Annotated in this window: 10 protein-coding genes; 8 read left to right on the top strand and 2 right to left on the bottom strand. The window is 67.5% G+C overall.

All coding sequences use genetic code 11. The features are described 5' to 3' along the window. Nucleotides 1–540 precede the first annotated feature (540 nt). From ON32_RS28840 to ON32_RS11535, 5 genes are all read left to right on the top strand, one after another. Nucleotides 541–726 carry a hypothetical protein gene (locus ON32_RS28840; RefSeq protein ID WP_157224172.1) on the top strand — a complete coding sequence of 62 codons (186 nt, stop codon included), beginning with the start codon at nt 541–543 and terminating at the stop codon, nt 724–726. A gap of 109 nt (nt 727–835) precedes the next feature. Then, nucleotides 836–1774 carry an alpha/beta fold hydrolase gene (locus ON32_RS28835; RefSeq protein ID WP_157224171.1) on the top strand — a complete coding sequence of 313 codons (939 nt, stop codon included), beginning with the start codon at nt 836–838 and terminating at the stop codon, nt 1772–1774. Between the two features lie 193 nt (nt 1775–1967). Beyond that, nucleotides 1968–3113 (top strand): FAD-dependent oxidoreductase, encoded by a 1146-nt coding sequence (locus ON32_RS11545; protein ID WP_040790848.1) that lies wholly within the window; start codon nt 1968–1970, stop codon nt 3111–3113. A 25-nt stretch (nt 3114–3138) separates the two neighbouring features. Continuing rightward, nucleotides 3139–3909 (top strand): hypothetical protein, encoded by a 771-nt coding sequence (locus ON32_RS11540; RefSeq protein WP_051133136.1) that lies wholly within the window; start codon nt 3139–3141, stop codon nt 3907–3909. A gap of 144 nt (nt 3910–4053) precedes the next feature. Beyond that, entirely contained in the window at nt 4054–4659 is a 606-nt protein-coding gene (locus tag ON32_RS11535) for a TetR/AcrR family transcriptional regulator (RefSeq protein WP_040790847.1), read from the top strand. Nucleotides 4660–4784: 125 nt separating this feature from the next. On the opposite strand, the gene ON32_RS11530 is transcribed toward ON32_RS11535, so the two are convergent. Both ON32_RS11530 and ON32_RS11525 read right to left on the bottom strand, forming a co-directional pair. Then, on the bottom strand, nt 4785–5546 hold the full coding sequence (locus ON32_RS11530) for a class I SAM-dependent methyltransferase (protein ID WP_040790846.1): 762 nt from the start codon (nt 5544–5546) through the stop codon (nt 4785–4787). Further along, nucleotides 5543–7105 carry an MFS transporter gene (locus tag ON32_RS11525; RefSeq protein WP_281032227.1) on the bottom strand — a complete coding sequence of 521 codons (1563 nt, stop codon included), beginning with the start codon at nt 7103–7105 and terminating at the stop codon, nt 5543–5545. Before ON32_RS11525 ends, ON32_RS11530 begins: the two co-directional genes overlap by 4 nt. A 211-nt stretch (nt 7106–7316) precedes the next feature. Here ON32_RS11525 and ON32_RS11520 point away from each other — a divergent pair, with 211 nt between their 5' ends. From ON32_RS11520 to ON32_RS11510, 3 genes are read left to right on the top strand one after another with little or no spacing between them, the layout of a single operon-like run. Next, nucleotides 7317–16760, top strand: coding sequence for a non-ribosomal peptide synthetase (locus ON32_RS11520; protein WP_169331614.1), 9444 nt, complete (start codon nt 7317–7319; stop codon nt 16758–16760). Further along, nucleotides 16757–22252: a non-ribosomal peptide synthetase gene (locus ON32_RS11515; protein WP_169331613.1), complete on the top strand. Its 5496-nt coding sequence runs from the start codon at nt 16757–16759 to the stop codon at nt 22250–22252. The genes ON32_RS11520 and ON32_RS11515 overlap by 4 nt, the downstream gene beginning before the upstream one ends. Continuing rightward, nucleotides 22249–23379, top strand: a complete 1131-nt coding sequence (locus tag ON32_RS11510) for a saccharopine dehydrogenase NADP-binding domain-containing protein (RefSeq protein WP_051133135.1) — start codon at nt 22249–22251, stop codon at nt 23377–23379. Before ON32_RS11515 ends, ON32_RS11510 begins: the two co-directional genes overlap by 4 nt. The last annotated feature ends 27 nt before the right edge of the window (nt 23380–23406 follow it).

Raw genomic sequence — 23406 nt, 5'->3', positions numbered from 1 at the left:
CGTAGATGTCGAGGGCGTAGATGTCGAGGGCGTAGATGTCGAGGGCGCAGACGGTCGGGGTGCGTCCGGTGCGGATCACTTCGCCACGGGCGAGTAGGTGGTCGCCGAGCCGTTCGCCTGTGCGCTCGTCCTGTCCTGAACAGAGCACACCATGACCCGTCTCGCCGGGGCCGACGACCTCACCGCACTCGATTCGTCTTCGCCCGGCTTGCGGTCGGCGTGGGCCACAACTTCTGGGGCCTGATGAATCCGATCGCAGGAGCAGATGTTCATCTGCCTCACCACCGACCTGCGCCACCCGCATCTGGATTTCCCCTGGACATATATATTCGGATGGCTATATTCGGATGGCGTCGGCTCAGCAGGTCGAATTCGAGGCCATCCGAAGCTCTTTCGTCATGCGGCCCTTGTATGTGGGCCATCCCGTGGCGGTCTCCGCTTTTCGGCGTCCGGCCGAACTCGGTTTCCCCGAGGCCGTGGCCACCGAGCCGGTCGCGTCCGCATCCGAGTGTCCGGGAAGGGGTGCTCGCCTGTCCGGTCGTGGGCATCTTCTATCGGATCTTCGGCGATTCGCTCTACCCGCATGCGGAACCGGCGCGGGCGGATGGCGCCACCGACGACACCTTCCGTGATCCGATCCGCGGCGTGGCCGAATTCGGGATGGTCCGGGCGTGGACCGCCGCGACGATACTCCTCCCCGGGAGGAAAGCGGCCGAGGGCCGGTAGGGGAGCGCACCGGGTGGTCCGATATGTGATCCGCCCCATATGCCGTCACGTCGGACCGGAATCGCTCGTCCGAGAGATACCAGGCTTCTCTGATCCAGAAAGTTGTGCCATGACATCGAAACCGGTATTCGGAAGGTTGGTTGCGATCGCTGCGATCGTGGTCGGCGTGCTCGCGGTTCTCATCGTGCCCCTCGCGTACGGGCAGCCGCCGACCTCGGACTATCGGTCGCGGTATCTGTCGCGGGTGGAATCCCACTACGTGGACACCGAGCTCGCCCGTTTCCACTACATCCGGGCCGGGGCCGGGTCTCCCGTGGTGCTCGTGGCCGGTGGTGGGCTGTGGGGATACTCCTGGCGGGACGTGCTTCCGGCATTGGCCGCCGAACACACCGTCTACGCCGTCGATCTGCCCAGTCAGGGATTCACCGAACTGCGTCACGGTGACTTCGCCTACGACCTGCTCGCGATGTCGCACGCGTTGGCGACCTTCCTCGACGCGGTCGGCCTGCGGCGTGCCTCCCTGGTCGGCCATTCGTGGGGTGGTGCCTGGAGTCTGTACTTCGCCGAACAACACTCCGAGCGCGTCGAGCGACTGGTCCTGCTCGATTCTCCTGGATTGGATGCCGAAAAGTCTGCTTTCACACCGTTGTTCACCACACCGCTGGTGGGTGAGTCGGCCACGAACCTCATCAACCGGTCGTTCTACGCCGACAGTATCCGCGGCACCTTCCAGAACGATCATCTCGTCACCGACGAGGTGATCGACGAGCTCTACGCGCCGTTCTCCCGCCCCGCCAACCGCGCCGGATTCCTGTCGCTGTGGCGCAATCTGGACTACCGACTCACCGATGCCGGTCTGGACCGGGTCACCGCGCCCACCCTTGTCCTGTGGGGCGGTGCGGACACCTGGCTGCCCGCCACGCAGGCCGACCGGTTGGCCGAACGTATACCCGAGGCCGTCGCCACGGTCATCCCGGGCTGCGGCCACACCGTGCACGAGGACTGCCCCGCGCAAACCATCCCACTGCTCACGGCATTCCTGCGCTGAGCCGCAACGACCCACCGACGGTGGCGGCCCGTGGGGCGACGCATATCGCTCTCTACTCGTCGCCCGGGTGGCGAGTTCCCTGTCCGGGGTCACGGGGCACCTATGTCAACATTTGTTGGCCAACAAGTGTTGACATACCGGGAACGCCCTCCTATCGTTGATAACAACAAGCGTTGACCATCAAGGAGTTGTCATGGACAACCACATCGCCGACGTCCTGATCGTCGGAGCCGGCCCGGTCGGTCTCACTGCCGCGGTGGTGCTGAAGCAACTCGGCCACGACGTCGTGATCGTCGACCGTCAGGCCGAAGGGGCGAACACGTCCCGCGCCGCGGTGGTGCACCCGCACACCCTGGAGATCCTGGAGCCCTACGGGGTGGTCCCGGCCCTGGTGAACCGCGGCGTGCACACCCCCACGTTCGCGATCCGCGACCGGGATCGGCTGTTGATGGCGGTGCCGTTCAGCGAACTGCCCACCGCCTACCCGTACACGCTGATGATCTCGCAGGCCGATACCGAGAAGTTCCTGCTGGACCGGCTCACCGAGCTGGGTGGGAAGGTCACCCGCCCGGCCGTGGTCACCGGAATCTCGCAGGAATCGGATTCGGTCACCGTCACCCTCGAGGAGGGGGAGTCCCTGCGGGCGCGCTATCTGCTGGCAGCGGACGGTATGCACAGCCTGGTGCGGGAGCGGTCGGGTATCGGATTCGCCGGCAGCGCCTACGCCGAATCGTTCACCCTCGCGGACGTGCGCCTCTCCGGCGGGGTGCCCACCGACGAGGTCATCCTGTACTTCTCCCCGGCCGGACTCGTGGTGGTCGCGCCATTGCCCGACAATATGTTTCGGATCGTGGCCACCGTGGACGAGGCGCCGCGCGACCCGGACATCGCATTTGTACAGGGGCTGCTCGACGAGCGCGGCCCGCAGGCCCATCCGGCCGTGGTCGAGGAAGTGGTGTGGGGCTCGCGTTTCCGCGTCCACCATCGTATCGCCGATACCTTCCGGCGCGGTCGGGTTCTGCTCGCCGGGGATGCCGGTCATGTGCACTCGCCGGCCGGTGGACAGGGGATGAATCTCGGTATCGAGGACGCGGTGACGGCCGCGACGACTCTGTCTCGCGTACTGGCCGGGGAACCGGAGACCCTGCTCGACGAATACGCCGCCGCCCGGCACCGCACGGCCGAAGCCGTGGTCTCCATCGCGAGTAGGCTCACCGATCTGGCCACCGCGTCGGAACGGGTCCGGCCGATGCGCAACACTGTCATGGCGCTGGCAGGCAAGGCCGCGCCCGTGCGGAACCGACTGGCCTGGCGCCTGTCCGGGCTCGACCGTCGCTGACCCGCTCCCGTGAACGGAACTCGTCATGAAGATCGTCAATGACCGCCTGGCCGTCCCGGCCCGCCTGACCACCCCCACCGACAACGGATTCCTCCTGCTGGCCGCCGAATCGGGTCGCTGGGTCGGGCCGTTTTCCCTTCCCGCTCGATCGCGGCGCCACGTCTCGTCCCGGCTCGGCCTCCTCTGCGCGCGACTGGGCAATCGAGCCGATGTCGTCGAGGCGGCGGCCTTCCGAGCTGCCCTACGGCCTCCCGGCGAAGGTGGTGGTCTGCTGCGTCGGGCCGGAGTTCGTCCGGCCCGCTACGACATCGTCGTCCTCGTGCGCACCCGCACGGTCGCCGATCTGGATGTGGTGCGAGCCGACCCGGCCTGGTCGGAACTGGTGGAGCTGCTGACCGACACCGCCCGACACGTGCACCGGATCGCGGCGAGCAGCCCGGTCCGCATCGCCGATGTGAACCACGATCCGAGCAATTGGTTCCTTTTCAACTACTTCCACTGCGCGGACCGGGATACCGTTCTCGAGGTCTGGCGCTACACGGCGGGATGGTTCCAGCGCAAGACCGCACTGCCCGACTCGGTGCCGATGCGCCCGCTCCCCGGCGAGCCCGACGACCACACCCTCATCAATCACGCATCCTGGCCCACGGTGCGCGCATTCCTGCCGAGTCTGCTGTTTCGTCCGAGTTTTCGTACCTTCGTGCTGGCCAACTTCGCCGCCAACGATATCGCCGCCCAACCGATCATCTATCGGTTGATCGCATTGCCGGCGGGCGCCGGTGACACGGGGCGTTGAGGTGCGCGCAATGCGATGGTGCGGGTTCGGGGCGGGGCAACCGGTGTCCGACCCGAGCTCGCCTCCCGGCCTCGGTATCCCGACCGGCGACCGATGGCGCGGCGCAAACTACCTGTCAACGGTCGTTGGCCTACCCTTGTCGATATGAGGAGGTCCTCGACCGAAACCAAGGCGGCCATCCTGGCCGCGGCCCGGGAGCGATTCGCCGCCGACGGTTACGACCGCGCCACCATTCGGGCGATTGCCGCCGACGCGGCCATCGATCCGGCAATGGTGATGCGCTACTACAGCTCCAAGGAGCGGCTTTTCGCCGCGGCGGTCGAATTCGATCTGGAGCTACCGGAGCTGGCCGCCATCGAGCGTGAGCAGATCGGTGTCGCGGTGGTTTCCCACTTCCTCGAACGGTGGGAGCGCGACGAGGCCCTGCTGATCCTGTTGCGCGCGGGAGTGACCAACGATGCGGTGGCCGAACGGATGCGGTCGATCCTGGCCGCGCAGTTGCAACCGGTGGTCGCCCGGGTGAGCAATGACCCGGCCGAAGGGCCGGTCCGGGCCGCGCTGACGGCATCCCAGATCCTGGGCATGGCACTGTGCCGGTATGTGCTGGCCTTTCCACCGCTGGTCACGATGCCGCGCGAAGAGGTCGTCGCCTGGCTCGCCCCCACCATCCAGACCTACCTCACCGGCGAATACCCGGACCCGAAGCCACGCAGCGGCTCCGCCCGACGGAGCGGGACACGGCACACCTGAACCCGAGCGATTCGGGTCGTGGCGCAGTGAGGGGGATGGCCGGACACGGTCGCGCAGTCTCCGGTGCTCATCGGCCCCATTGCGATATGGACTGTGGTCCATCGAGGTGGGAAACCGCGATCGCATCACGGTCGATCGCGGCGAACAGGTATTTCGGTGGGGCGGAGAACGCTGATCGTGGGGGTGATCTGCTCGCAGGTCATGGCGTGCAGCTCGGCATCTCGGACCAGATCGTCGTGTCCGATCGTGTGCCAGATGTGTTCGGCGGTGAAATCGCGGACCACCCGATCGCCCTCGCGCACCACATAACGCATGGTCCAGTGTTGGGAATCGCTGCCTTCCGGCTCGCCGCCGATGCGGACCTCGGTTTGCCGCGTCCCGATTCGTCGTCGGGCGATGACCATCTCGGGCACGGACGCAGGGGTGGTCAGGGCCATGTACTCGACGACGACCGGGGCGGTGGGAGTGAGTCGGGGACGTAGCTCGGTCCAGAACGCTCGGCGGGTCTCAGGGGCCAGATAGCCGAGAACACCCATCAGGACCGCGGCGCCGATCCGGTCGGGAAGCGGGATGTTCTCCACCCGATCGGCGTGGACGGTGACCCGATCCGTGGCCTCCGGGTGGGTCAGGAGTCGGGAGACGAGTGCCGCCCGCATCGCGGGGGAGGGCTCCACGGCGTGGATGTCGACCTCGGGGACGGTGTCGGCGATGGTGACGGTGGACAGGCCGCTGCCCGCGCCGATATCGAGGACGGGGTCGGTGATCGGAGCCGCATTCCGAAGTGTGGTGACGAGGACATCGCGTTTGGTGTCCCAGTGGGGAGAGGCCATCACATCGTAGAACTCCGCGGACAGGGCGTACGGGTCGAGCGTTTCCGTGGTGGTCATGATTTCTGTGGGGTCGGGGTCGATTGTTCGGTGGGGGCACCGCCGCGCCGGTCGGTCTCGCGAATGAGCACTGCCGCGACGATCGCGGCCACCAGGGCGCCGCAGCCGGCGAGGACGAAGATGAGGCGCAGCGAGTCGGTGAACGCGGTGGTGGCCAGTTCGGTCTGTGCGGCGGTGGGGTAGCGCAGGATACCCGCGATCACCGCGTCGGCGAAACGATCCGCACCCGCTCCGGCCGTCGTCGGGTCGATTTCGGCGCGAACCCGACTCGACAGCACCACGCCGAACAACGCGACACCGGCGGCGGTACCCAGCGGCATGGCGGTGTTCGCCGCACCGGTGGCCATGCCGGCCTTGTGGGGCGGCGCGACATCGACCGCCAGATTCATCAGGTGAGGCATGGCGAGTCCGCAACCGATGCCTGTTACCACGAGACAGGCCAGAATCGTCTGCCAGGGGCCGGTGCCGTGGACCAGGGTGCCCAGGAACAGGCCCACGGCTGTGACGACCATGGCGATGGTCATGGTGCGCGCGACCCCGATGGCCCTGGCCAGTGGGGTTCCCACTCCGGCGGCGATCATCAGCGGTACGGCGAGTGCGGTGAGCACCAGTCCGGTTCGGAACGCGGACATATCGTGGGCGCCGGCCAACCACAGGATGAGGAACGGGAAGATCCCGAATGTCAACAGCCGCACCACGAATCCGAGCACGATGGCCGCGGTGAACGTGGGGATGCGGAACAGTCCGAGGTCGAGCAGGGCGGTATCGCCGCGTCGTAGTTCGAGCCATACGAAACCCAGTCCGGTGATCGCGGCGATGGTGAGGGCGGCGACGACCTTCGGTTGCGCCCATCCACTGTCCGCCCCGGTCAGCAGTCCGTAGTTGGCGGTGAACAAGGGAACCACCACCAGGGCGGCGCCCATGCGGTCCACGGCGCCGCGGACCTCCCCGGTCCGGTCAACGGTCGGGACGCGCAACAGTGTGGCGACGATCAGAGCGATTCCGATGGGAACGTTCACTGCGAAGATCCACTGCCAGGCGCCGATCTGCACCAGTCCGCCGCCGATGAGCGGGCCCAGTGCCGCAGCAGCGGCGCCCGCGGCCATGGCGGTGCCCACCGCTTTGCGGCGTATCTCCTCGGCCACACCGGTATGGGCGTCGGCGACCAGTGCCAGGCAGGTTCCGAACACCAGTGCGCCCCCGACGCCCTGGATGGCGCGGGACGCGATCAGTGTGGTTTCGGAGCGCGCCGTTATGCACAGTGCCGAGGCCACGGTGAAGACCGTCAGTCCGGCCAGGAACAGGGTTCGGCGGCTGTAGCGGTCGGACAGGCTGCCGACGGTCAGCAGCAGGGCGGCGAAGGCCAGGACGTAGGCGTTGACCGTCCACTGGAGGCTGTCGAGCGAGGCATCGAGATCGGATTGGATCTCCGGGAGCGCGACATTGACGACGGTCACGTCGAGGGTCATCAGGAAGCAGGAGAGCGCGGCGACGGCCGTGGTCCAGCGACGGTGAAGACCGTCCGCGGATGGCGCCGATGCCGTTGCTGTGGTGTCGATGTCGTCTCCTCCTTCATAACCGACCGCAGTGCGAAGTGTGATGTTTCACGATCATTTATATAATGAAAATCGTTTGCTTTAATATCTCATATAGCGTCCACTTGCGCGAGTGGTTCAACCGCCGCCGGCGTCGGTTGTCGTGTAGCGCGGCGAAATCCGCCGTGAGGTACCGCCTGTATACGCGGTGCGGCCGAGCATGGAGACAAGAGATTTGAGTACCATCCCCCGTCCACGGTTCGCCGAATCCGCCGCTGTTCAACGGTCCGTCACTCAGGTCTTCGACGATTGCGTGCATCGGTACCCGAACCGAATCGCGCTACGCACCGTCGCTCCCGACAAGACAACGGAGTGGACCTATGCGGAACTGGCCGATCGGGTCGCGACGATCAGCGGTGCGTTCGAGGATCTGACGGTCGGACAACGCGTGGTGCTGGCGCTACCGAGCGGGGTCGAATTCGTGGCCGGTTTCCTGGCCGTACTCCGGTCCGGCGGGCTGCCCGTGCCGATCTATCTGCCGTCATCGAAATCCCCGCAGCGCTATCTCGCCCGCGCCCGTCACATCCTGCGTGACTGTGACCCGAGTGCGGTGTACACCCTCCCGGAACTGGCCGATGAGGTGGCGCGAGAACCCGGTATCGCCGATATCTCGGTACGAACTCCCCTGGATGGGGGCACGGCGGTGGCGCCGGTCTCGCGCCGGCCGGAGGACCCGGCATTTCTCCAGTACTCGTCCGGGTCGACCGGTCACCCGAAAGGTGTGGTCAACACCCACGCCTCCATCCTGCGACAGGTGGAGATAGTTCGCATGGTGTGGAACTATCCCGACCCCGTGCACACGGTGAGTTGGCTGCCGCTCTACCACGATATGGGCATGTTCTGGGGGGTCTTCGGACCGCTGCTCACCGGCGGATGCGCAACCCTCATCGCCCCACACGATTTCGTGCGTAATCCGCGGATCTGGTTGGAGACCGTCTCCGCCGTCCGCGGAAACTGGATCGCCGGACCGGATTTCGGTTACCGCCGTTGTATTCGGGCATTCGACACCGAATCCGTCGCCGCACTCGACTTGAGTTGTCTGCGGCTTGCGACCAATGGCGCCGAACCCATCCGTCCCGATACCGTGCGCGAGTTCACCGAGCACTTCGCCTCGGCCGGACTCGATGAGCAGGTCATGGCACCGCAATACGGTCTCGCCGAGGCGGGCCTGGGGGTCAGCGGTGCTATCGGGCCACGCTGCCCGCGGCAGACGGATTTCGATGCCGCCGAGTTGGAACGGGGCCGGGCAGTGATGGCCACCGGTAAGACCGCCGCCCGGGTCCGCACGCTGGTCGGCTGTGGCGATTCCACCCTTGGCTGGGACCTGCGCATTGTCGATCCCGATACCGGATCGGTTCTGCCGGACGGGTGGGTCGGGGAAATCTGGGTTGGCGGCTTCGGTCTGCCGCAGGGGTATTGGCGGCGGCCGGAGGACACCGAGGCGATATTCCACGCGACGACCGCCGATGGCGAGGGGCCGTTCCTGCGCACCGGTGATGCGGGGGTGCGCTGGTCCGGGGAACTGTATATCTGCGGCCGCTACCGGGATCTGGTGGTGATCGGTGGCAGAAACCATTTCCCGAACGACCTCGAGGCCACCGCCGAGAATGCCGAATGCGGTATCGCCCGCGGTGGTGCGTGCGCGGTGCAGCCGGTCTTCGGCGAACCGTCGTGGACACTCGTCGTCGAAACGGAACGCGATACGGACGAGCTGGACGATGTGGCGCGAATTCTTCACCGCCGAATGCTCGCCGAGCACGAAACCGCACCCGATCGCATCGTATGGGTGCCGTCACGGTCGCTACCGTTGACCACCTCGGGCAAGATCCGCCGTCGCGAGGTGGGCGAGCGGTTGGTGGCGGGAACCCTGCCCCTCGTGCACGAGTCCCGCCCGGCGACCGATACCGAGTCGCCACACGACGATCTGGCCGAATACGTGGCCGGGCTGCTCGGTGTGCATCCGGACCGACTGGACGCCGATGCCGATCTCATGGAATGCGGTTTGACCTCGATGATGACCGCCGACATCATGACCTGGGCCGCGGCCAGAGGAAGCAGACCGACCTTTGCCGATCTCTACCGGACGCCGACCCTGACCGCCTGGCGACGACTGCTCGAACGTACAACCGAACCGGAGGTGATGGCAGAGCCCTCGAGGCCGGATCGTTCGCTACCCACCACCCCTTTGCAGCGGGCGTACTGGATCGGTCGGGATCCGCATCAGCCCCTCGGCGGCGTGGGGTGCCAGACCTATCTCGAATTCGCCGACACGCACCTGGAACCCGATAGGCTACGCGAGGCGCTGACGGCGCTGACGCACCGACACGCCATGTTGCGCAGCAGATTCCCCGATGCCGAGCACTATGTGATCGATCCCGCGCCGGCCCGGGTATCGCTGCCTGTCCACATCGTCACCACCGCCGATACGGACCGACACCTAGAGCAGGTGCGTACCCGGTTACGCAACCGCCGCTTCGACCCTGTCGCGGGAGATGTCTGGGCGGTGGAGTTGACGATCACTCCGCAGACCTCGGTACTGCACATGGCCGTCGATCTGATCATTGCCGACATCACCGGTCTGGGCATCCTGGTGCGCGACCTTGCCGCCCTCTACCGGGGCGCGGAGTTGCCCGAGGCAGAGTTCCGGCTCGCCCCGACCTTTTCCGCGGTGCCGGTGGTCGATGCCACGACCCCGGCGAACATCTCCCTCCCGGAACCGCCGCAACTGCCGCAGGTCACCGAGCGGACGATCGAATTCCGTCGCCGTCACCACACCCTGCCGCCCACCTTGGTCGCGGAACTGGACCGGGCCTGTCGAGCCGCCGGGGTCACCCGGGCCGCGCTGCTGTTGGCCTGCTACGACCTGGTTCTGCAGCGGTGGTCCACCCGCTCCACTTTCCTCGTCACGGTGACCACATTCGGCCGCGACCCGGAAACCGCCCGGACCGTCGGCGATTTCACCGAGGCGCGACTGCACTGCTGCACCGTCGATCCCGGTAAATCGTGGGCCGATGTGATCCGTAATACCCAGCGGGTACTGCGAACGGAGCTGGCCGCCCCCGATGCGGGCACCGTCCTGCGCGCGGAAAATGCACGCGACAGAGGGCATTCGGGACTGTCACCGATCGTTTTCACCTATGCCGCGGATATTCCGCTACTCGACGAGTCGACCACCGCGACTTTCGGCACGTTACGGGAAGTGACATCGATGACGCCGCAGGTGCTGATCGACAACCAGATCTGCACCGTGGGGTCGGAACTGATGGTTTCCTGGGACCACCGGTCCGGTTGTTTCCCATCCGGCGTGGTCGACGATATGTTCGACTCCTATATCGCCGTACTGGAGCAGCTGGCCGGCGGTGCCTGGGACGAACCGGCGGTGGTCGACCTGCCCGACCGCTCACGCCGCGTCCGTGCCCGACGCAATGCCACCGACGCCCCGCTTCCGACGGGCCTGCTCTACGACGGGTTCCGCCGCCGGGCCCTCGCCGACCCCGATCGGATCGCGGTGCGCTGGCAACCGGACGAGTACGACGGTGACGAGGTGGTGGCGGCACTGGTCGGGCCGCGCGCCGCGCTCGATTACGGCACGCTGGACCGTTATGCCCGCGCTGTCGCCGCGACGGTGAGCGCCGACCACGAACCAGGGACGGTGGTGGCCGTTCAGCTACCGAAGGGGCCCGCTCAGATCGTGGCGGTACTGGGCGTTCTCATGGCCGGCTGCACCTATCTGCCGATTTCGGTGGATCAACCGGCCGAGAGATCGGCACGCATCCGGCAACGGTCCGGAATGCGCGCGCTGATTCGGGCCGAGGCCGAAAACGTCGATACGAGCGGCGGTATCGACGGCGTGACCCGATACGCGCTCGTCGATATGCTCGCCCGGGAGCCGGGTGAACCGATTCCCGTGGATCCGGCGCAACCGGCCTATATCGTCTACACCTCCGGCTCCACCGGTGAACCGAAGGGTGTGGTGGTCTCGCACACCGCCGCATTGAACACCGTGGTGGACGTCAACCGCCGCAACGGTATCGACCACACCGATACGGTGCTCGCGGTATCCGCACTCGACTTCGATCTCAGCGTCTACGACATCTTCGGCCTGCTCGAATGTGGCGCGACGATCGTCACCATCTCCGAGGGTTCCCGTCGCGATGCCTTCCGCTGGCGTGACCTGGTGCGCTCCTTCGGGGTCACGGTATGGAACTCGGTCCCGGGACTGATGGAGATGCTGCTCATCGCCGCCCGGTCGGACGGCACGGCCTTGGCGAGCCTGCGACGGGTGCTGCTGTCCGGTGACTGGATTCCACTGGACCTGCCGGGTCGGCTGGCCGAACTCGTGCCGGGGGCGCGACTGGTGGCCATGGGCGGTGCCACCGAGGCGGCGATCTGGTCCAACGAGTACGTGGTGGACTCGGTCGACCCCGACTGGCCGTCGATCCCCTACGGGTTCCCGCTGACCAATCAGAAGTACCGGGTGGTCGGTGCGGACGGGCGTGATCAGCCCGACCATGTGCCGGGCGAACTGTGGATCGGTGGGGCGGGGGTCGCATTGGGCTATCACAATGCCCCCGAACTCAGCGCCGAACGATTCCTCGTCGACGATACCGGCACCCGCTGGTACCGGACCGGCGATCTGGGTTGCTACCGACCCGACGGCACCCTGCAATTCCTCGGCCGAATCGACGCCCAGGTCAAGATCCGTGGCCACCGGGTGGAATGCGGGGAGGTGGAGCACACGCTGCGCTCCCACCCGGCGGTGGCGGACGCGGTGGTGGTGCCCATCGGCGGCAATACCGCCCTGGGTGGGGTCGTCGTGCTCTCCGATGCCACCGACCCGGGTGACGACGAGCTGCGGGCTCATCTGGCCCAACGGTTGCCCGGCTATATGGTGCCGCGCACATTCGTTCGGGCCGAGGCCGTTCCGCGCAGCGCGAACGGCAAAGTGGATCGCCGCACCGCTGCCCGGATGATCGAACAGGAGCGGTCGGCGTCCGATGCGGTGCCGACGCGAGAACTCTCGTCCGTCGAAGAAGTGGTCGCTACGGTGTGGTCCGAGGTACTGGGTGTCGAAGTTCGGGCGATGACACCGAGCACCGACTTCTTCGCCTTCGGCGGTGACAGCCTGCGTGCCACCGAGGTGTGTCGCCGGTTGGAGGAGCGTGGCGTGGTCGGTGCGCGGGTGGAAACACTGTTGGGACGACGGACATTGCGTGATTTCGCTGCCACGTGTGTCCCGGGCCCGAGCGTCGAACCGACCGTGCTGCCCCATCCGGCACCGGCGACACCGTTTCCGCTCACCCGTCTACAACAGGGCTATGTCCTCGGTTCCGCCGGGCTGACCGGAGTGGTGCGTGCGCCGACGGCGTATGCGATCGTGCTCGCCGGTTCCACCCCGATAGATACCGCTCGGCTGGCCCGGGTGATCGGCGACTGCACGGCCGAATTCGCGGTGCTGCGGTGCCGTCTCGACTCGGATGTCGGCCAGCGCGTGTGGGAGGAGAACGAACCCACGCCGGTATGTATCGTCGACGAGCTCGACGACGACCCGGATCGATTGATGCACCACCTCGGGGGGATCGATCTCGACTTGCGCACCGACCCCGTGGTGCAGTGCTTCGCACCCTCCGCGGCGCCGAAGCACATCGGGTTGCTCGTCAACTATCTCGCCTTGGACGCGCGCAGCATTGCCACGGTGGTGCAGACCGTCCTCGCCGACTATGACGGTACGGCGCGACCGCTCACGGTCGACGGCGGTGCCGAGGTGTTCCGCGCCTACGCGGAGACCGGAGCCGGAGTCGAGATCACGGCCTCGACCCCGATGCCCCCACCGGAGCTTCCGCTCGCTCGTAACCGCGCCGACGGATCGGTCGAGGCCGCTCCCGTTCGCTTCGGACGTCGCGCCTTCGTCCTGGAACCCGAGGAATATCGACGGCTGCGGCAGCGGGCCGCCGATGACGGGGTGACCCCGAACGCCCTGATCCTCGAGGCGTTCACCCATGCTCTGCACTCGATCGGCGCGGGGGAACGGTTCGCCGTATCGATTCCCCGTACCCATCGCCCCCCCTATGCGCCGAGGGACCGTGAAGTTCTGGGCAATTTCACCCGACTGTTCCTGTGCGATGTCGATTATGCGACGCACCGACCCGGTTCCGCCGCCGCGGTGGGACACGTCCAGGATCGATTGCGCGTCATCGTGAGCGCCGAGGGGGACGGCACCGGAAGTATCGCGGCCGCGCGAGCACGGCATCGGGACGGGTACCCGGTGGTGTTCACCAGCACACTGGGGCTCGGTGCTCGACAGCGGTATTCGCTGCGCGGAGTGGCGAGTCTGACCAGAACGCCGGGGGTACTGCTGGACTGCCAGGTCGAAGATCACGAAGGCGGGGCCCGCATCGGCTGGGACATTCCCGACGACACCCTGGCACCGACACCGATGGCCGTGGCGTTCGCCGCATTCGAACGGTATGTGCGCGCCTTCCTGGAGCCGGCGCCCGCAGCGCCGATCCCGACCTCCGCCCGGCGGGCCGCCGTCTCGGACATCATGTCCACCACCGGCGTCGAACGGCCCGTGCACGCGGTGCCCCGTCGTACCGGTGCCTCCCTTACCGAGCCCGACGGTTCTCGGGGAGACCTGGTGCGCGATGCCGCTCTCCCCTCGGTCGAAGCCTTCGCCGATAGCCCGGCGATCATCGGGGACGCGGAGTTCGGACAGACCGACGATCACTGGCCGTCGGCCGTGATCACCGCGGCGCTCCGGTACCTGCGGGAGGAAAAGCACTCGGATGTCCTGGAGGAGTACCGGCCGCTGGTCGACCGTTGGCGGACCGTGGCGGGGGTGGGGGAATCCGATGTGTCGGCGCTGCGGTCGGGGCATCGCCTGGCCGCCATCGTCACCGGAAAGCTGTCCGCGCACGCTGTACTCGGCGATCCGGAGCTCTCACCCGAAGAACTGCTGCTGCGGCGACCGGAGGTATCGGCCGGGATCGCCGAACTGACGGACCGGGTCTACACCCACGCACGGGCCCTGGGACGGCGGGTACGGGTGGTGGAACTGGGCTCGCGCACCGGGGTCGTCGCCGCACGGATGTTCGCCGAGCTGGCCCCCGTGCTCGACTCCTATACGGCGGTGGAACCGAACCCGGTTCTGCGGGCCATGGCCGTCGAACATACCGCCTCGACTCCCATCGACCATCGCACTCCCACCGAGGCATGGGCGGGGGAACCGTTCGATATCGTGCTGTGTTTCGGTTCCCTGCATCGGACACCCCAGGCGGGCGGACTGGTCCGGCGTATTCCGACACATCCGCACGGGTGGCTCTGGCTGGCCGAACATCGGCAACTCACCACCGAATCATTGATCAGCGCGGCCGTCATCGATCCCGGGTCGGTGACCGACGAGCCGCTCCCGGCCGATCGGTGGTGGCGTTTCCTCGTCGACCACGGCTGGGCACCGATACGGATGACCGCCGCCGGTCCCGGTGTCACGATCCTCGCCCGACCGGAGAATGCGGCGGTCGCCACCGACCTCGCGACCGGTACCGATACGAGCTCGTTCGCGCAACAGGACACCGTGGGGACGGTGCGGCGGGCCCGGAACGAGCGGTTCGACGACTCGGGGCATCTCGGAGAGCGGGTTCCCGGAGAAGAATCACGAGGGCTTTCCGACGAGCAGGAGGACGACACCGCCATCGCCTTGCTGACCGAACTCTGGCAGCGATACCTCGGGGTGCGGCCCGGAATCGAGGACGATTTCTTCCTGCTCGGCGGGGACAGCCTCGCCGCCACCCGGATCTACACGCATCTGCGGGAAGCCGGATACGAACACCTCGCCATGGTCGACCTGTTCAACCATCCGGTGTTGGGTGATCTGGCGCATCGGCTGGGAACACCGAATACCACGCCGCCGCCGAACAGAGTGTCGCGACACGGCGGGCCGCCGGACGGCGAGGAGCCGACGCACTACGCCCTCACCCCGGTTCAGCGTGCCTATGCCGCGGGCCGCCGCCCCGGATACCTGCTCGGTGGGGTCGCCGCGCACTGCTATTTCGAATTCGCCGCCACCGAGCTCGATCTCCCACGGTTCCGCACTGCGGTAACCGAACTGGCGCGCCGCCATCCGGGACTGCGCACCACCGTGGACGGTACCTCGGCGACCGTACATCCCGAACCGCTCGAACCGATGGTTCGTGTCCTCGACGATGTACGTGCCGAGATGCGCGATCAGGTGATCGACCTGTCCACCCGCCCCGGCATCGATATCGGTGTTCAACTGCCCACGACTCCGGGTGATCCCACGCTGATCGGCATAGGCATGGACAACCTGCTGCTGGACGGCGCCAGTATGATGACCGCGCTCGCCGAGCTCGACCACCTCTACCGCGGCGGGCCCGTCACCGAGCTTCCGCCGATCCCGGTGACATTCGCCCACTATGTGCGCACCCACCCCGTCCTGGACGGTGATGCCGACGAAACGGCGCTGCCGGAGCTCGCCACGGCCCGCGACTACTGGCGGGCCCGGCTGGCGACCCTGCCCCCCGCACCGCGGCTGGTCGCGCCGACCGTCCTGGCCGAGATCGAACGCCCCACGTTCGCCCGCGCCGGCGCCGCCATCGAACCCGCCATGTGGCAGCGGATCACCACGCGTTGTCGGGCCGAAGGGGTGACGGTGGCCGCACTGCTGTTGGCCGCCTACGCCCGCACCCTGGCCCGCTGGTCGGGCACCACGCATTTCTGTGTGAACGTGACCATGTTCGACCGCGACCCGGCGATCCCCGGAGTGGAACACGTGATCGGCGATTTCACCTCGCTCGTCCTACTCGAATGTCGGGTCGAACCGGGAGTCGGCATCCACGGTCAGGCACGCGCCGTCCAGGACCGGCTGATGACGGACCTGACGCATCGCGCCGCCGACGCGGTGTGGTTGCAGCGGGAACTGCTCGCCTATCACGGCACCCCGGGGGCGGCCATGTTCCCGGTGGTCTTCACCAGTGGACTCGGACTGCGCGAGATCGACACCGGCGGCGGACTCGCCTTCGGCGAACAGGTCCACGCCGCCTCGCAGACCCCGCAGACCCTGCTCGACTTCCAGGTATGGGAGGACGGCGGCGGGCTGAACCTGTCGTGGGATTTCGTGACCCAGGCGATCGCACCGGAACTCGCCGAGAAACAGCTGGCGGGCCTGGTCGTCGATATCGTCGCGTCCGCGGACCCGACAGGGGCGGATCACACCGCCGCACGAGCGTCGTATTCCACGGCCGAGGTCGCGAACACCGGGGCGGTACCCGGGCCGCTCGCGGTCTCGGAAGAGAACACCACCGGCGCGCCGTCATCGCGGCTCGCGGAGCCGGAGCAGCAGCTGCGCACCCGCATCATCGAGATCTGCGCCTCCGCGCTGGGTCGCCCGGACCTGGACGCCGGCGCGAACTTCTTCCGAATGGGCGGCGATTCGGTGACCGCAACCGCCGTGGTCGAGCGGATCCAACGCGAGGTCACGCCCACGGCGACGCTGCGGATGCTGCTCGCCCATCCGGTGCTCGCCGATTTCGCCACGGAGATCGCCCGTGCGACGGCCGCCGCCTCCACCACCGAAGACGATGTCGAGGAAGGCATACTGTGAGTCCCGAAGAACTACTCGCTCGGCTGCGCGCCGCGGGCGTCGAGCTCTGGATCGACGGCCCCGGACTGCGGTTTCGCGCCCCGCGCGGCGCTTTGACCCCGGATCTGAAAACCGCTCTGGCCGCGGCCAAGCCCGAAATCATGGCCTTGCTCGCTGCCGAGGACACGCTCATCCGGGAACCGGAGAACCGATACGAGCCGTTCCCACTCACCGAGGTGCAGGCGTCGTACCTGGTGGGGCGGACCCGGGCGTTCCGGTGGGGCGGGGTGGGCTGCCACGGTTACGCCGAATTCGCGGTATGCCCCCCACCGGGAACACCGATCCCGGACGCGCAGCGGTTCCGGGACGCGTGGTGGAAGGTGGTCGCCCGACACGAAATGCTGCGCTGTGTCGTATATCCCGAGGGGTACCAACGCATCGAACCCCTCGGTGACGATCTCACACCCCCGGGGCTGACGGTCCACACCCGCGACACCACCGCCGAGGTGGCCGAACTGCGGGCCGATATCGGCCGGACCCTGGCGCACCGGGTGTACGAGCCCGGTATCGGCCCGATGTTCGACCTGGTGGTGACCATCGGACCCGAGGACACCGTGGTGCACTTCTCCATCGACCTGCTCATCGCCGATTTCGTCGGTATCGCGGTGATCGTGCGCGATCTGGAACGCTGTCTGCTCGACCCCGATATCGAGTTGCCCGCGGTCGAATTCGGTTTCCGCGACTACGTACTCAACATCACCCGCACCGCCCACGGTCCGGCCGAACGCGCCCGCCACGAGCGGGATCGGCAGTACTGGTTCTCCCGCTTGGACACCCTGCCGCCCGCCATCGCTATGCCATTGCTGCCCAACGCGGATTCGGCGCCCGCCCGGTTCACCCGGCGGTCCCTGCGACTGTCGGCCGACGAATGGTCGGTGTTCACCCGCACAGCCGGCGAACACGGTGTCACTCCCACCGCGGCCCTGCTGACGGTGTTCGGCCGCGTCCTCGGCCGCTACGGTGATCGCGATCATTTCCTGTTGACCCTGACCACGATGAACCGGCGCCGGATCACCGAGTCCGTCGACGAACTCGTCGGTGATTTCACCGGTACCGGTTTGCTCGAGCTCGATGTCCGGGGCGAGATACCGTTTGCCGCCATGGCCGCTCGGGTGGGCGAGCGGTTGTTCGAGGACATGGACCACGCCCGGGTGAGCGGGGTGGAGATACTGCGCGAGCTGGCCCGCCGCGATGACAACCGGGGCCAACAGTCGCCGGTGGTCTTCACCTCCACCCTCGGCGCCGTCTCCCGAAACCACGGCGAAGCACTGCTGGCGCCGATCCCCGGACGGGGGCTCAGCCAGACCCCGCAGGTGTTGCTCGACTGTCAGGTCACCGAAACCGTCGCCGGTGTGGACGTGAACTGGGACACCCGAGTGGGGACCATCCCGGATGTGGTGCTCGAGCGTGCCTTCGTCGATTTCGACACCGCTGTGCGCACCCTGTCCACCGATACCACCGCCTGGGAACGACCCCTGTTGCCACCGGTCCCGCCCCCGCCGACTCCGATGGGGCCGCTCTCGATCGATCTGTTGCACAGTGGTTTTCTCCGGCGGGCCGCCGAACGGCCGGAGGCGGTCGCGATCCGGCGCGGCGAGCGCGCGCTCACCTACGCGGAGCTGCTGGGGGCGGCCACGGCCGTCGCCGCGGAACTGACCGCGAGCGGTGTCCAGCCGCGCGATTTGGTGGGAGTGCGGCTGGAAGCCGGGCCGGAACAGATCGCCGTCCTGCTGGCGGTGCTGCTGGCCGGCGCGGCCTATGTGCCGTTGGATGTGCGCTGGCCCGACGCCCGGGTCGAGCAGATCGTGCGGCAGTGCCGTCCCACGGTGTGCATCGAACCCGACGGCGCCCTCACCGCTCTGCTGTCCGATCCCGCCGTCTGGGCCCCGCCCACCCCGGAAACCGTCGCCGAGTGCATGCGTCGGGCGCAGGTCGATCCGACGGACACCGCTTACGTGATCTTCACCTCGGGGACCACGGGTGTCCCCAAGGGCGTGGTGATATCACATGCGGCGGCGGTCAATACGATCGACGACCTCAACGAGCGGTTCGACATCACCGCCACCGACTCGGTGTTGGCGGTTTCCCAACACACCTTCGACCTGTCCGTCTACAACATCTTCGGTCTGCTCGCCGCCGGTGGCTGCATCGTCGTTCCCGAAGGACCGGAACGCGTCGATCCGCAGTCGTGGCTGCGTGCGATGGATACCCACGGTGTCACCGTGTGGAATTCGGTACCCGCGCAGTTGCAGCTGCTGCTGGACCACCTGCGGGATCTGGGGCGGGAGCGTGGACTGTCGGGCCTGCGCCGGATCATGCTCTCCGGTGACTGGATCCCGGTCGGTCAACCGGTGGAGATCGCGGCGGCGGCGCCGAACGCGCGAGCCTACAGTCTGGGAGGCGCCACCGAGGCCGCCATCTGGTCGATCCTGTACCCGCTCGAGGCGAAGACCTACCCGCGGAGCGTGCCGTACGGCACGGCAATGCGGAATCAGAGTGTCCGGGTGCTGACGCATCGCGGTGAGCTCGCCGCGCCCTGGCAGATCGGTGAGATCACCATCGGGGGAGCAGGTCTGGCGGCGGGCTACCTCGGTGACCCGGAACGCACCGCCCGGGCCTTCGTCACCCATCCGGTGAGCGGGGAGCGGTTGTACCACACCGGCGACTACGGCCGCACCGACGAATCCGGTGTCGTCGAACTCCTGGGCCGCCGCGACAACCAGGTCAAGATCCGCGGTCACCGTATCGAACTCGCCGATATCGAATCGGCCCTCGACCGACTCGACGGTGTAGCGGCGGCGGTGGCCTGTGTGGTGGGTGACCGGCATCATCCCACTCTCACCGCGGCCGTGACCCCCGCACCGGCCGATACCGCCGAACTCGCGCGGCGGCGGACGGTCACGGCCGCGGTGACCGATACCGCCGCGGCCACCCATCGCTCGCTCACCGCCGACCTGCCTGCCGATGAACTCGCCGCGTTCGCCGCCGCCGCCAAAACGGCCGCGTTGCACAGTATGGCGGCTGCTCTGGCACCGGCCCTCCCACCGGGGCAGCGGTCGAGTATCGACGAACTGATCCGCGACCTGAAACTCGCGGACGATACGCGACGGTTGCTGCGCCGGTGGATCGCCGTCCTCGTCGACGAAGGGATGGCCCGCCGCGTCGACGACGGGATCGAACTGCTCGAACACCACGACCTGGACCGATGTGTCGACGAGTGGGCACGAGTGCGCGAACTGGCGGCCGCCGTCGACTACGGCGACGAACTCATCGCCTATGTCGGCCGGTGTATCGCGGAACTGCCCGACCTGCTCACCGGCGCCGTCGACCCGCTGGCCCTGCTGTTCCCCGAGGGCAGCACCGACATCGCCACCGCCGCCTATCGCGACAACCTGCTCGGTCGCTACGTCAACGGCATGCTGGTGGCACAGGTCGTCGAATACGCCCGACACCATGTCGCCGATCGGCCGCTGCGCATTCTGGAAGTGGGTGCCGGCGTGGGCGGAACCAGTGCGGAACTGGTGCCCGCGCTGCGGGAATTCCCGGTGCGCTACACCTTCACCGATATCTCGCAGTTCTTCCTGAACTCCGCCCGCGACCTGCTCGATGAATACGATTTCGTCGACTATCGACTGTTCGACCTGAACTCCGATCCCGCCGACCAAGGTCTGCCGGATGCCTCGTTCGACCTTATCGTCTGCGCGAACGTGCTGCACAATGCCGAACACATCGAGGAATGTCTGGCCCGGCTCGACCGGCTGCTGCTGCCCGGCGGGGCACTGGCCTTCATCGACTCCACCGGCATCAACCATCCCCTGATGATCTCCATGGAGTTCAAGGACGGGCTGGACGGCTATCGTGACCTGCGCGTCGACAGTGACTCGCCCTTCCTTGCCTTCCGACAGTGGGAGCGGGTGCTCGAGCGGTCCCCGTTCGATACGGTCACCACCTTCCCGCCGCGTGGACACGATCTGGAACCACTCGGCCAGCACGTGTTCTGGTGCGCGAAACGATCACCGGTGCGGGCCCTGCGCTCGGACGAACTGCTCACGGGTGTTCGACAGCTGCTGCCGTCCTATATGGTGCCGCAGTATCTGCGCGTCGTTCCCACGCTTCCGCTGACCGGCAATGGCAAGGTCGACCGAGCTCGCGTCCGCGAGGATCTGGAACGTTTCGTCACCGCCGTCCGTGCCGATGCCGCGGTATCGGCCGGGGGTGGTGAACTCACCGCGCTACAGACCCGGATCGCCGAGATCTGGGCCTCGGTACTGGGACTCACCGATATCGGTGGTCTGTCGCCTCGCTCCGATTTCTTCGAGCTCGGCGGGGATTCGTTGTTGCTCGCGCAGAGCATCGGGCGAATCCGGCAGGAGATCGAGTTCGCGGCCGAACGCACCTGGGACGAGCTGCTGCGGGCCATGGTCACCGACCCGACCTTGGCCGGGGCCGAACGTGCCGTATCCGACCCGCACGGTTCGGCGACGAGCGCCGAAACCGATACGGCCGCGGCCTCGATATCACCGCTGGTCCGTATCGGTGGCGAGTCGATGGGTGACGGCGCGAACCGTCCCATCGTCGTCCTCGTGCACGACGGCAGCGGCGGTCTGGCGCCGTATGCGGAATTGATCGAGGCATTGGCGCAGGAGCCGACGGTACCCGACCTGTACGGTGTGCGGCGTATCCCCGGCGACGACTACACCCGGATACCGCCACAGGATCTGTTCACCACGCTCGCGGACGGCTACGGGCGGGCTATCGCCGAGATCGCCCCCGCCCGGGTTCATCTCGTCGGTTACTGCATGGGCGCACTGCTGGCCACCGAGATCGCCCGATATCTCGAGGAGACCGGTATCGAGGTGGCCGGGGTGACCGCCATCAGCTCCTACCGGGTTCCCGTCGAAATCGACGACGAGGATGTGCTCGACTACTGCTTCGCCCAGATCATGGGCGTACGAGCCGCCGACCTCGGTCTGGTGTCCGCCGACACCGATTTCGCCGAGGCCTTCGCTCGGGCCCGTGCCGAACATCCGCGGATCATCCCGGCGGGCACACTGCGTCGGATCAGCCCGGCCCTGGCCCGTGACCTGGCCGCCGCCCCGGAACCGGGGGAGCCGCGCCTGCGGTTGCTGGCGGAATCGGGCGCCCTGGGGCGTGACTGGTCGGCGGAGTCGCTGCGAGAACTACGTTCGGTTTTCACCCACAGTATTCGCGCCGTGGCCCGAGGTGCCCGCGAACCGTTCCTCGGCGATGTGCACTTTCTGCGGCAGCGCGGTGATATCCACTTCCTCCCCACGCTCAAGGAGGACATGACCGAGTTCTGGCGCGGGTACTGCCTGGGCGAACTCACCATCACCGATATCGACGGCAACCACTTCGACTGTCTCACCGGCCAGAACGCCGTCGCGGTGGCACGGTTGCTCGCCGGGTCCTGGCGGGAGATGGTGAGCCGATGACCCGGATACTGCTGTTGGGAGCCACCGGAGCAGTCGGCCGGGCCTGTCTGAGCGCGCTCTCCGCCGATCCGCGATCGGAGATCATCGTGGCCGGACGAGCTCCCGGTCGTGTGGCCGAGCTCTGCGCCGGCCCTGCCACACGGCCCGCACCCGAGCCGATCGATCTCGCGGCCCTGACCGACGGACACGATCGCCGTCTGGCCGAGCTCGTCCGGACCGTCGACGTGGTCGTCAACTGCGCCGGCCCCTCTCACCGCTACGGCATCGCCGTCGCCGAGATCGCATTACGTGGCCATAGCGCCTACGTGGATCCCGGTCTGGACGAGTCGCAGCTGCACCGATTACAGCGCATCGCCCCCGCCGACGGGGTCGCGCTGGTCCAGGCCGGGATCCAACCGGGGTTGTCCGGGGTGGCACTGCGACTCGCCGCCGATCGTCTCGGCGGCCGGGCCGATGCCCTCACCGCTTGGTGCGGCGGACTGCAACCGCTCACCCGCGCCGCGGTTCACGAATATCTCGCCGGTCTCACCGCCGGGAACGGGGGAGTGTCCACGGTTCGGCGGGCCGGTATGCGTGTCCGGGTCCGGCCACATGAGGTGGCGCCCGCGCCCGCCCCCTGGTTTCCGCACACGGCGCAACCCCACGTTCATCTGGATACCGAGACCGAAATCGTCTCCGAGGCCGTGCGGGCCCGCGATGTGGAATGGGTCAATGTCACCGATGGCGAGCACACCGTGCGAGCCATCCGGGATCTTCGGTCGGCGGGATCCGCCGCACCGCCATCCGATACCGCCGTCGACACCGTGCTCGCGGCGGCGGAGCTGGACCTGTTCGGCCGCGAACCCTATTTCACCCTGCTCGCCACCGCCCGATCGGCGGAACGGGCGGCAACCTTTCTGCTACGTACCCGAGACAGCTATGCCGTCACCGGCGCCGTCACCGCTTGGGCCGCCCGCACGGTCACCGCCCTGCCCGCCGGTGTCCACCCGCTCCGGTCGATACCGAATCCGCAGGCCCTGATGGCCGAATTGTCCGGGCTCGTGCCGGGAACCGAGGCGCGGGTCATCGATGGGGCCGCCGATATGACCACCGACCACCGAGATCTCGTCGAGGAAGGGGTGCTGTGACGATCGCCGTCCATCTGCCGCATCCGC

It is taken from the genome of Nocardia paucivorans NBRC 100373 (genome assembly GCF_000308675.1).
Classification (GTDB): Bacteria; Actinomycetota; Actinomycetes; order Mycobacteriales; family Mycobacteriaceae; genus Nocardia; species Nocardia paucivorans.
This window is presented reverse-complemented; position numbering and strand designations above follow the sequence as displayed.